This is a genomic window from Neobacillus niacini (assembly GCF_030817695.1).
GTDB lineage: Bacteria > Bacillota > Bacilli > Bacillales > Cytobacillaceae > Neobacillus > Neobacillus niacini_F.
This window is the reverse complement of sequence record NZ_JAUSZQ010000004.1, coordinates 1-10614: the sequence shown is the minus strand read 5'-3', so window position 1 is coordinate 10614 and position 10614 is coordinate 1. Positions and strand designations below refer to the sequence as shown.

Sequence of the window (10614 nt, the reverse complement as noted above, 5' to 3'; positions counted from 1 at the left end):
TACCATCCCGAATAAACAAAGCTCCAATGCCCTTTGGTGCATACAGTTTATGACCCGCAATGGTAAGTAAATCCACTTTTAACTCTTCCACATCCACTGGAACTTTCCCAACGGATTGTGAAGCGTCCGTATGGAAAGCAATGCCATGCACATCTGCTATTTTTCCTATTTCATTAATGGGCTGCAGGGTGCCTGTTTCATTATTCGAATGCATAATCGTAATTAAGATGGTTTCTTTTGTAATAGCCTTTTTAATTTCCTCTGGTGAAACTCTGCCATATTGGTCTACACCGACGTAGGTTACCCGAGCTCCGATTTTTTCAAGGAACTTACAAGGGTTAATAATCGCTGGATGTTCAATTTTTGAAGTAATAATGTGCTTCCCTTTATGTATGTTTTTAAAATAAAAGCCTTTTAGTGCAAGGTTGTTGGCTTCACTCCCACCAGAAGTAAAGATAATTTCTCCAGGAGAACCGTTTATAAGTTTTGCAACTTGTTCTCTCGCTTTATGTAATATGGCTTTCACAGGTTTTCCAGCCCAATGTAGTGCTGAAGGATTCCCATAGTAATCGTTCAGCAGTGGCTGCATGGCGTCAACTACTTCAGGCGCCAATGGTGTACTTGCGTTGTAATCTAATAAATTTTTTCCATTTGATCAACCATTCCTTCCACTGAGAAGACTTATTTCTAGTTATATCTTATTCTACTAAAAAAATGGTTTAATAGTTCTAAAATTGTCCTTAATTAATAAGAGGTCCATTTACAGTTTGTACGGAGTACTTTCTGAAATGGACTTTTTTCAACACGAATTCTTTATTTTGGTTTACATAATCAAATTATGTTTTCTACAATCTGTGCTTATGATTTTCCCCGCTGTTATATCGTTGTATGGCAGGATCAGCTTTCTCACTCTATCGTAGTTCATTGAACTGATTTCACGGATTAATCTTGGAATCGCTTCTTCAGGGTATCCATAATCACGAAGCAGCTTTTCCATCTTTTTAATTTGGTCCATACAGGTTCCTCCTAAAATGCTTGTTCATGGTTTAACGAAGTGTCACTCTTACTATTCCCTTAATGATAAAAGAGTTAACAGAAATTTTTTTTCTGTACGGCTTCTCCAACTGCATAGTTCAGCCATTATTACACAACCTATTTCTGTTTAGGAGGTGAATCATCATGGCAAATAAACAAAATGATAAAGGCGTTGCGGAAGGCGTTAAAGAAACAGCAGGTGCTGCTTTCCATGCCCTTCATAGTGCATTAGAAACAACTGAAAACGTGGCTATGAATGCTGTGGATGCAGCTAAAAATGCTACAGAAAATTTAACTGGTAATCGAAACGAAAAAGGCCAGAGAAATCAAGATTAGCCATAAAAAAATCCCTTTGATTGAAAGGGATTTTTTCAATGGTTTCTTTATCGTATACTTGCTACTTATTTTGTGATTTTGTAATTTTTATGATTGACAATGGTTATTAGTGGTTCATCCTTATCCTTTGACATTCCGTATTGTACCATCACGGAATTTTCCCTTACTCCCGTGACTACACCTTCTAAAGAGTTCCCATCGCGTTTAAAGGAAATCTTATCGCCAACTTGTGCATTAGCCATTCTATCACCTCGACTTTATATTTTCCAAAAATTATAATTAAAATACTAGTGTTCCTCATCAAAATGATGATTAAAAAATTAAAAAAAAAGAAGAACCAGAATAGCAAGTGTTAGAAAAAATACAGCTATTGCACTTATTTTTTGTTTTGCCTTCCATAAGGTTATACCGAATCCAAAGGTATAGATAGTAATACCGACTAGAGTACCGATTATAAATAATTGCATCCGCTACTCCCCCAACCTTTTAGCATTTCTTGTTCGATTCCCATAATCAACAATTATAATATCCACTTTTACATCGATTTCAGCACGCGGGTAAGCTTTCACCCAATTGAATTTTTTAAATTCCTGTATGGTTGCAAAATATTTTTTTGAATATACAGGCAAAGGGTATGGAATTCCTTTTAATTTTGTTTGTGTCTTCTTTAAAAGTTCTATATTTGCTTTTTCAATATGATTTGCGATATGTTTTTTTATGATTTGTTGGTTTTTTTCCTTTGCAAAGTTGACCATGCTAGGGTTAGACATAATTTCTATTTGTAAAGGAATCGTGATGAAAATCTTGGGTGTGATCCCCTTTAAGTTCATTTTAATTTTATTGTTTTCCGTTTTCATAATTCTTGCAGCGAATTGCTTCTTATTATCTGAAAAAGGATCTGGAATATTTATTAATATATCTTTTATATCGGTAGTATCATCTAGAATATTGACTGTACGGGTTTCTTGACCGGTTAGTGTAGCAAACATTACTCCACTCTTAAAAACAGCTGATCCGATAAATTGTGTCTCATCCAGTTCACCCGTTGCATTTAGTTCTCCTGCCGTGTATTCATCCTCCCTTTTTAATTTAGGGTCTTTTTGTCTTTTAGCGGTTGTATACATGGCCAAAAAGAGATCGCTTCCTCTTTCGGCCGTTTGGAAATAACGGAAAAGGTTAGAATCGGGAATGAGCCCATTTTCAATTCCGTGACTGACCATAAATTGAAAGTATTTATGCGGCCTTGTTTCCATTCTCGGTTTATTATTCACAAAATACTGTGACGCCTTTTCTTTAGAAACGGCGATATAACTATTTAGGCGGATTTCTTTATCTTTTAAAACATCAGTAAATGTAGTAGCAAAACTTGAATCTCTAGCAAATTCTTCGGAAACTACAAATATCCTTAATAGTTCGTAGCTAATATTGCGAGAAATGATTGAATTTGCAGTTGCTTTTGCTGCGATGAAATCATTTGCATCAAACGTAATGATTTCCCGCGGTTTCTCTGTTGAACCCCCGCCTCCTTGCAAACTTCCTACTTCGGGGTTAGCAAGTAACATCGTAATTTTAATTTTATCTTTATCATTAGAACGATCAAGTCCTAGTCCGATGACATAGGCTTTATCCTCTAGTTCTTCCCGATCCCAACACCCTGATAATAAGCAAATCATGATAAAAAACAACAATAATCTACATAGTGTTTTTGTTTTTTGCATGTTTAAATTCTCCCTTTATCAACGCAACTAGCCATAAAAGTATTGAAATTCCGGCGAACGCAGGACCTGCTGTACTCATTATGATCCGTTTAAATTGCAGACTGACATTAATCGGCGCTTCAGGAATAGAGCCTACCATCAAATAAATCGTCGCCAGTGATGGGATTAGGTATTCAAAGTCTTTAATTTTAAACAGATGACCGAACATAAGGGCATTTATATACAAAAATGCGGTAAAACGAATAAATGCAGCCATGATCCAGATGATGAAAAAAATGATTTCAACATTCGGAATGTAATGGCCAAGTGAAATAAAACGAATCAATGTGTGGAAAGGGTATGCAACTCCCCCTAAAGATTCGTCAAACATACAGACAAAAATAAGAATTGCCATACTAATTTGAATGGAGATATAAATATAGGAAAACCAGGTTCCTTTTTTGAATGCTTTGTTTGATGTGAGATATGGTACAACCATGGTCAAAAGAAAAAAATCAGCAAAGATTGTGACCTTTTGTGAACCTTCCTTCATGAGTGCAAGTGCTCCAGTGCCCCAAAGGGGAAACATCGAATTAATATTGGCATGCTGCGTACCCAGCCATAAGGCTATATACAAAGAAAATACTGCATAAAACACGATTAGATAAGAAACTGATCCAATATGTTGAAGTCCTTTCTTTGCGCCATATGCACAAATAAACATTAAAATGGCGTAGATAATAAGAGTAGGTGTTGTGGTAAAGTAAAATGATCGAATGATGTTGGTATACGTTCTAGTATCAATCGAAACAGCAAATGAGTTGATCATAAAAATCACAAGGCAAACGAAAAAACCTAGGTATTTTCCCAGTATATTTTTTATAACTGAAAACAAATCCTTTTCTTCATATAAGGACATCGTTTTTATTAATAAATAAAGAGGGATAAAAAAGATTCCGGCTGAAATCAACGGAATCATCCATGCTGCATTTTGTACATGACTGTACAGATGGGCCGGCGTATCCTCAGTGGCTTTCGACCCTACCATTAATACTGCGATGGAAACAAATTCACGGACTCCAATTTTATTAGATTGCTGTTTCATATCGTTTTATCCCTTTCTTTGTTTAACCATATCCTTTGGTTTTAAATATCCTGGACGAAACCTTTCCTTCATTGGAATATGGCGAAGCAGCAGATCCTTTGAAGAGAAGGAATGGGGTGTCATCGGTGCAAAATAAGATGTTCCGAAGGACTTTAATGATACTAAATAAAAGAGTCCTCCAATAAATAAAGCAGTGGCTCCATAAATTCCGATAAATCCTGCTGCTAAAATAAATAAAAAACGGGCAATTCGAATGGCAAAATTCATACTTATATCAATGATAATAAAAGAGCTTAACCCGCTTAATGCAATAACGATAATGACGATTGGACTTATGATATTTGCTTGAACAGCAGCTTGACCTAAGATTAATGCACCCACAATCCCAATTGTTGGACCAATCGGTGAGGGAACGCGTAATCCCGCTTCACGAATTAGCTCAAAGGCAAGCTCCATCATAAACACTTCAATGATTGATGGAAAAGGTACCCTTTCCCTTGTTCCTGCAATCGCCATCAATAAATCCGGAGGGATCATCCCAACATGAAAGTTGGTAATCGCAAGATATATAGGGGAGGTAAAACAAGCAACAAATAGAGCTAGAAATCGTAATATACGAATGAAATTACCGTATGGTGCCCGCAAGTAATGATCTTCCGGAGAATGAAACATCGCCCAAAAGGTAGCAGGCAGGATTAAACAGCTTGGTGAGTTTTCCATTAGTAAAATAATATGACCTTCTTCTATAAAAGCGGCGGCACGATCAGGACGTTCTGTATATACAATGGTTGGAAATAAGGATCTTGGACGTTCCTCTAGATATTGCTCCAAGATGCTTAAATCAATCGTACTATCAGTTTCAAATGATTTTAGCCTTTCTTTTACATTTTGAAGCAGGTCCTCATTGACAAGGTCCTTTTGATAGACAAGAAATACAGTATTTCTGGAACGTTTTGAAATCATCTGCGTTTGAACGATAAGGTTTTCATTTTTAATTTTTTTCCGGATTAAAGCAATATTGTCAATGACCTTTTCATTAAAAGCCTCTTTTGCTCCTTTTACAATGACTTCATTTTCAGACTTTTCTATCGAACGCCCGCGAATTTTTGTCGTTTCAAATAAATAGCAATCGGGGTCTCCATCAACAAAAAGTGCCGTGACACCTGCCGCAATGAATTCCGTGATATCCCCAATGTTGGTAGCGGTTTTTTCAATTGGGTAGGAAACGATATCTTTGATTTTTGTTGCAGGGTGCTCGCTATCAATTAACGGTCCCTCTATGCCTGCCATAATATTTTGTAAATCTGCCATTGTACTGATATATAGGAGAAATGCCTTACGGTTTAGTTGTTGAATCGTAAACTCACGTAATTTGACATCGGCATTATCCGGTATCGTAAAGATCTTCATAAATGTCTCTAGATTTTTCTCAATAGACGTATTTATATCTTGGTTTTTTATTTCAATTTCCTGTTCGTTGGTTTCTTCTTTAAATTCAGGTTCAGTGTTGAGATTTTTCTTCAACAACTTGGTCATCTTTTTCCTCACAATAAACCCCTCCCAGTTTTTATATCATTTTCCATCTAAAGGAGTTTTATGTATGAATAGGTCTATTGAAAATAAAAGAATAACAAATGAAAACAATACTAGTTAATAAGCATAATCATTTAGTAAAGTTTGAATAATAACTTCATAGTAAATTCAGTTTACGAAGTACATTGGCTTCATCATTAGGGGGAGTATTCATGGAAGAGGTTAATCATAACGTTGAACTTACATCAGCAGAATTAGCAAATCTTTGGACTCAATACATAAATGATTCATCATCGATATGTATTCTTTCTCACTCAATTGAAAAGGCGAAAGATGAAGATATTAAAGAAATACTTTTATTTGCTCTCAACCTAGCTAAATCCCATATTGAAAAAATTACTGAATTTTTTAATCAAGAGAATTTTCCAATTCCTAAAGGATTTACTCTCGAAGAAGATGTTAATCTAAATGCCCCGCCCTTATTTACAGACACTTTTATGCTCGTTTATATGCATGTGATGACATTACTAGGTTTGACTGGATATGCTGGTGCAGTTGCCACTTCATCACGAGAGGATCAAATAAACTATTTTATCCAATGTAATAATGAAACAATGGAACTGTATAAACGAATTGCACGTGTAGCTCTTAATAAAGGAATAAGCAGTAAACCCCCACGAATTAATACACCAAATGGAATTGACTTTGTGAATGCTCAACGTTACTTAACGGGATGGTTTGGTAAGAAACGACCTTTAAACGCTATAGAAATCAGCGGAATTAGTTATAATATGGTAAAAGTTGTTGTTAAAGTGGTTTTAGAAATTGGATTTGGACAAGTCTGCCAAACAAAAGAGGTCCAAAAATATTTTCAACGAGGGAAGAATATCTGTGAAAAACAATTCGGTACTCTTAGTTCTATCCTAACGAAAGATGAATTGTCTTCCCCAGTTTCGTGGGTTTCTGAAGTTACAAATTCAACAGTGCCTCCCTTTTCAGATAAATTGATGTTAAATCATATTGTTATATTGGTTTCCGCTGCAGTTGGATATTTCGGAGCTGCTTTATCCGTTTCTCAAAGAAGAGACTTGGCTATTATGTATACAACTCTTATGGCGGAGGTAGGATTATATGCTGAGGATGGAGCACAACTATTGATAAAATACGGCTGGTTGGAGCAGCCACCGTTAGCTGATGATCGAGAAAATTTGGCGAATAAGAAGTAATGTGAAACATAATAAGTAGGCCATTAAAATATACAATGGAGCATCGCATTAATAGGCTTTGCTCCAGTTTTAAATAGAAACTATTTATTTATCCAATCCTATCCCCTTTTACTCATTGTTCAACAACGCTATTTTTTCCATTTCGATGATTCTTTTTAAATAATCATATTCAGGTTTTTCGAGGATGTCTATTTCTCGGTTTGTTGCCAGGAGAATTTGGTCCCTGCACTTGGCAACTCTTTGAATCATCGGATGTATGGTTAAACTAGATAGATTCACAAAGTCGTACAAATCATTTAAACAAACAGGGAGCTTATAGCCTTTATTGCTGGAGGCAATTAGTAAACCCTGGTCGCGCAGCTTTGAAACGATATTAGACCGAAAATAATGCTGCTTGATTTTATTGATTCTAATCGCATTAAGGTTATCAAGGATTTCTTCGGTATAGACATAATCATCTGGATTCTCTTTTAAATTGAATAATAGAAACTTTAATAAATCAATCCGAACTTTCTCATCTTCATCTTCGCTTTTTCGATGTTTTTCAATGTATTGATAAGCCAAATTAACGGCTTGTTTAATGATAATTTGATCGGTTTCTAAGTCCGTTTTCTCATAATGGTAGTCGTAAAGGTAGTGCTTATAATCGTGCGGCCAAAGATTAATCGTGATGATTTTATTTTTCATTAGTCTATAAAACGATGAATACTGATTAGAGTGATGTTTTGCATCATAGCCTTTTGCAATCGTCTCAGCGAAAAACCCGGCCAATTCTAAAAGAATATCGGACTCGCTGCTATTAAAACCAAAAGTTGAATAATTAAATAAGTCTGGTATGCACCTCTGTTTTACGTAAGCAATAAATTCCTGCATAAACTCCTTTGATCCCTGTTCATCCGCGACAAGGTCAAGGCTGTCAAAGGTACGATATAAATCATCAAAGATTTTTCGATTGAAAAATTTAATAAATGTTTTTTCATAGGTAACGCCGCTGTCTTCCCGAATTTTCCGCTTATCAATGACATATGCGTACACCTTAAAGGGTAATTCCTTTAATTCCTGTAGGATTTCCATTCGAAGATTATCGTCAATACCCTTTTTTGAAATGTGCTTTTGTTTAATTTTTTCTACTTCCTGCTCGAGTGTTTCTTTATTAGAACCTTTTACTAAAATAGAAACGATTATAAAGTGGGTCGAAGTCTCAGGTTGATCAAAATCGAATCCGTAATGGCCAAACTCATTTATAAAAGCAAATTGGATATCATTCAATTTTTATCCCACCTCACCAATGGAAAAACTTACTATACTTATTTCAACAAAAACTCCTCCAAACCTTTTAAATCTGCTATTTTTCCTTGAAAAATCCTTTGGGACTTTATTTATGGATAGAATATTATAGAAGCGAATAACCTGTTAGGGGTAGTTTAAATATATTTTCAAAAATAATTAGGGATTGCGGTAAATGTGTGCTATACTGTGTCTACCATTTGCTTTACGTTTTACGTTTTTCGATTACCCGCCCTGCTCAATTACTGAGCAGGGTTTTTTTGTTTAAAAGGGAACGTTTCGTTATAGTTCACCTCACTTTCCTCGTTCATGGGATATCCCTATGGACGAAAAAAAAAGACTCTCATAAAGAGAGTCTTTTTATATATGTCGGTTCAATTATGCTTTACGAACGTTAGTAGCTTGGGGTCCACGTTGACCTTGTTCTACTTCAAAAGTAACTGCTTGACCTTCGTCTAAAGTTTTGAAACCTTCGCTTTGGATAGCTGAGAAGTGTACGAATACATCGTCTCCTGCTTCTCTTTCAATGAATCCGAAACCTTTTTCTGCATTAAACCATTTTACTTTACCTTGTTCCATTTGTTGTTTCCTCCTCGTGTGCTGTGCACACATTGTGTTACTATCCTTGCTCAGTTCTTTAGACGTAAAGTTTGAAAACTTTTTAATCCAACTGACAAACAAAAATAATTCTTCTTTACTATAACAGAGATATCCAATTAAAGCAAATCAATCTCAAAAGTTTTTTTCTAAGCTGTTTCCAATACTACTCTTCAATTGGATTCTCCACTATCCCCTTGTTTCTAGTTTATCTAAATAATATTTCATAAGGTCCTGATATTCCTGCACTTCTAGCCTTCCCTTTTCAGTAATCGCATAGGTACCTCTCTTAATCCGTTCAAACCATCCATAATAGTTATTTGTTAAGATTGAGGGAATTTTATCTCCAGCACCCATCACCTTTAACACCTTCGGAGAAAGTGGTCCCATTTTTTCTAGGATACAGGCGATTTGAATGCAATTTTCTTTGTAGGCGGTCATGATCTTGGTCCTGCTGCTTCCTCCCACATTGAAATCGGCACTGCGTCCACTAATTTCTTTTAAAATAGCGTCTCTCTTCATCTTGTTTCTACCGGTTGCTATTTTACGATTGAAAGGAGTTGGATGAATCAGGATGTCTGCTTTCGAGCCGTTACCTGGAAAGGAAACGACAATTAAGCCAAGCTCTAACCTTTTCACTAGATGGCATTTATCTGCCCATTGCTTTGAATTCAGCCTGCCTTTTGGTCTAGGAATGGCAATGTATACTTGATCCGTTAATTTTTGCCGTTTGGCTGCCTGAACAAGAAGATCCACACTTAAGGTGAGTTTTAATTCAACAATAACCAGCTCATCCTGTTTCACTGCGACAATATCACAGTCCTTCACTTCACCATAGACTTCATAGCCTTCTCGTGAAAAATACCTCTGAATCGATTTATATAAATCTACCTCTTGCAGCTTTTTCTTTTCTGTCATATGTATCTCCTAAAAAACATTTTCTCCTAGTTATCTTACCATGAAAATAGTATGAATTTTATCTATTCCCTAGCCAAGTTATTACTAACAATTTTTTACAAATACGTGTATTTGCAATAGCCTATTCTGTCAGAATTATGTTACTATTATTTTTGTTAAAATAAATAGAGAATTTGAAAGAGTATCATGGGGGTCTAAAATGAACAAAAAGTTCGCAGCAAAGCTTTATTGGATTGTACCTGGGGTTATTCTCGTTTTAGGAATTCTTCTATTATTCTATGAGAACTTTTCCGATGTGACCGAACACCCTGCAGATGATTGGAGCAGGGCCCTGACTATAGGAGAAACTGATTTGAATCAACTGCCACCTGTCAAAGTCACGGAAAATGGAGATTTTGTTTTCACGCGATTTGAAGGTGGAAAATTAGCCTCTACAACTTTGGGGAAGGATTTCACTGTTAAGGATCAGCAAACGTACAACATTCCGGTGAATAAATGGACGCAAATTTATCAGCAGGAAGACACGATTATCTATTTTGATTTTACAAATATCTATGATCAAGACAGGAACATGATCGTCCCCGATGTTGAGAAATTTTATCCTTTGGAAACGACCACTCTTTATGTGAAAGATCATGTACTATATCAACTATCACCCGAAACGAAGACTTCTGAAAAAGTGATGGATATTGATTTGGATAAACTGGATATCATTCCTCAAGAGAACGAAGATGGAGTAAATCTATTAACCTATACATCCGATCCAACTGGCGTCAATATTACACTGCAGGAATATGCGAATGGAAGCATGAAGATCGTATATCAATCGAGAATAAAAGTCGACCCAGGTAAAGTTGTGAATGATATCTCATTTGCATTG

12 protein-coding genes are annotated in these 10614 nt (G+C 35.8%); 3 read left to right on the top strand and 9 right to left on the bottom strand.

Annotated elements, in window-relative coordinates:
* Both QFZ28_RS27455 and QFZ28_RS27450 read right to left on the bottom strand, forming a co-directional pair.
* Positions 1-613: cysteine desulfurase family protein (locus tag QFZ28_RS27455; RefSeq protein ID WP_307197793.1), on the bottom strand; the 613-nt coding region annotated here is incomplete at its 3' end.
* A gap of 210 nt (positions 614-823) precedes the next feature.
* Positions 824-1015, bottom strand: a complete 192-nt coding sequence (locus tag QFZ28_RS27450) for a hypothetical protein (protein ID WP_307197792.1) — start codon at positions 1013-1015, stop codon at positions 824-826.
* Positions 1016-1179: 164 nt separating this feature from the next.
* Here QFZ28_RS27450 and QFZ28_RS27445 point away from each other — a divergent pair, with 164 nt between their 5' ends.
* Positions 1180-1371, top strand: a complete 192-nt coding sequence (locus QFZ28_RS27445; RefSeq protein WP_307197791.1) for a hypothetical protein — start codon at positions 1180-1182, stop codon at positions 1369-1371.
* A gap of 65 nt (positions 1372-1436) precedes the next feature.
* Here the strand turns inward: QFZ28_RS27445 and QFZ28_RS27440 are convergent, their stop codons facing one another.
* From QFZ28_RS27440 to QFZ28_RS27425, 4 genes are all read right to left on the bottom strand, one after another.
* The gene (locus QFZ28_RS27440) at positions 1437-1613 is read right to left on the bottom strand and encodes a DUF2187 family protein (RefSeq protein WP_307197790.1); all 177 of its coding nucleotides are present in this window, start codon (positions 1611-1613) and stop codon (positions 1437-1439) included.
* Positions 1614-1841: 228 nt separating this feature from the next.
* Complete coding sequence (locus QFZ28_RS27435; RefSeq protein WP_307197789.1) at positions 1842-3089, bottom strand: Ger(x)C family spore germination protein; 1248 nt, start codon at positions 3087-3089, stop codon at positions 1842-1844.
* Positions 3064-4173, bottom strand: coding sequence for a GerAB/ArcD/ProY family transporter (locus tag QFZ28_RS27430; RefSeq protein ID WP_307197788.1), 1110 nt, complete (start codon positions 4171-4173; stop codon positions 3064-3066). Before QFZ28_RS27430 ends, QFZ28_RS27435 begins: the two co-directional genes overlap by 26 nt.
* Positions 4174-4179: 6 nt before the next feature.
* The gene (locus QFZ28_RS27425; RefSeq protein WP_307197787.1) at positions 4180-5721 is read right to left on the bottom strand and encodes a spore germination protein; all 1542 of its coding nucleotides are present in this window, start codon (positions 5719-5721) and stop codon (positions 4180-4182) included.
* A 197-nt stretch (positions 5722-5918) separates the two neighbouring features.
* Here QFZ28_RS27425 and QFZ28_RS27420 point away from each other — a divergent pair, with 197 nt between their 5' ends.
* The gene (locus tag QFZ28_RS27420; RefSeq protein ID WP_307197786.1) at positions 5919-6932 is read left to right on the top strand and encodes a DUF3231 family protein; all 1014 of its coding nucleotides are present in this window, start codon (positions 5919-5921) and stop codon (positions 6930-6932) included.
* A gap of 108 nt (positions 6933-7040) precedes the next feature.
* Here QFZ28_RS27420 and QFZ28_RS27415 read toward each other — a convergent pair whose 3' ends face one another.
* From QFZ28_RS27415 to QFZ28_RS27405, 3 genes are all read right to left on the bottom strand, one after another.
* A complete protein-coding gene (locus tag QFZ28_RS27415) occupies positions 7041-8201 on the bottom strand; it encodes a hypothetical protein (RefSeq protein ID WP_307197785.1) in 1161 nt (386 codons plus the stop codon).
* Between the two features lie 396 nt (positions 8202-8597).
* On the bottom strand, positions 8598-8798 hold the full coding sequence (locus QFZ28_RS27410) for a cold-shock protein (protein WP_026568674.1): 201 nt from the start codon (positions 8796-8798) through the stop codon (positions 8598-8600).
* Positions 8799-9005: 207 nt separating this feature from the next.
* Positions 9006-9734 carry a DUF2161 domain-containing phosphodiesterase gene (locus tag QFZ28_RS27405; RefSeq protein ID WP_307197784.1) on the bottom strand — a complete coding sequence of 243 codons (729 nt, stop codon included), beginning with the start codon at positions 9732-9734 and terminating at the stop codon, positions 9006-9008.
* Between the two features lie 199 nt (positions 9735-9933).
* Between QFZ28_RS27405 and QFZ28_RS27400 the strand changes: the two genes are divergently transcribed.
* Positions 9934-10614 (top strand): hypothetical protein (locus QFZ28_RS27400; RefSeq protein WP_307197783.1); only part of this gene is annotated, 681 nt, incomplete at its 3' end.

Coding starts and splice junctions, on each gene's coding strand:
- QFZ28_RS27440 (WP_307197790.1), bottom strand. CDS start 1,613: ATGGCTAATGCACAAGTTGGCGATAAGATTTCCTTTAAACGCGATGGG.
- QFZ28_RS27445 (WP_307197791.1), top strand. CDS start 1,180: ATGGCAAATAAACAAAATGATAAAGGCGTTGCGGAAGGCGTTAAAGAA.
- QFZ28_RS27450 (WP_307197792.1), bottom strand. CDS start 1,015: ATGGACCAAATTAAAAAGATGGAAAAGCTGCTTCGTGATTATGGATAC.
- QFZ28_RS27435 (WP_307197789.1), bottom strand. CDS start 3,089: ATGCAAAAAACAAAAACACTATGTAGATTATTGTTGTTTTTTATCATG.
- QFZ28_RS27420 (WP_307197786.1), top strand. CDS start 5,919: ATGGAAGAGGTTAATCATAACGTTGAACTTACATCAGCAGAATTAGCA.
- QFZ28_RS27410 (WP_026568674.1), bottom strand. CDS start 8,798: ATGGAACAAGGTAAAGTAAAATGGTTTAATGCAGAAAAAGGTTTCGGA.
- QFZ28_RS27430 (WP_307197788.1), bottom strand. CDS start 4,173: ATGAAACAGCAATCTAATAAAATTGGAGTCCGTGAATTTGTTTCCATC.
- QFZ28_RS27405 (WP_307197784.1), bottom strand. CDS start 9,734: ATGACAGAAAAGAAAAAGCTGCAAGAGGTAGATTTATATAAATCGATT.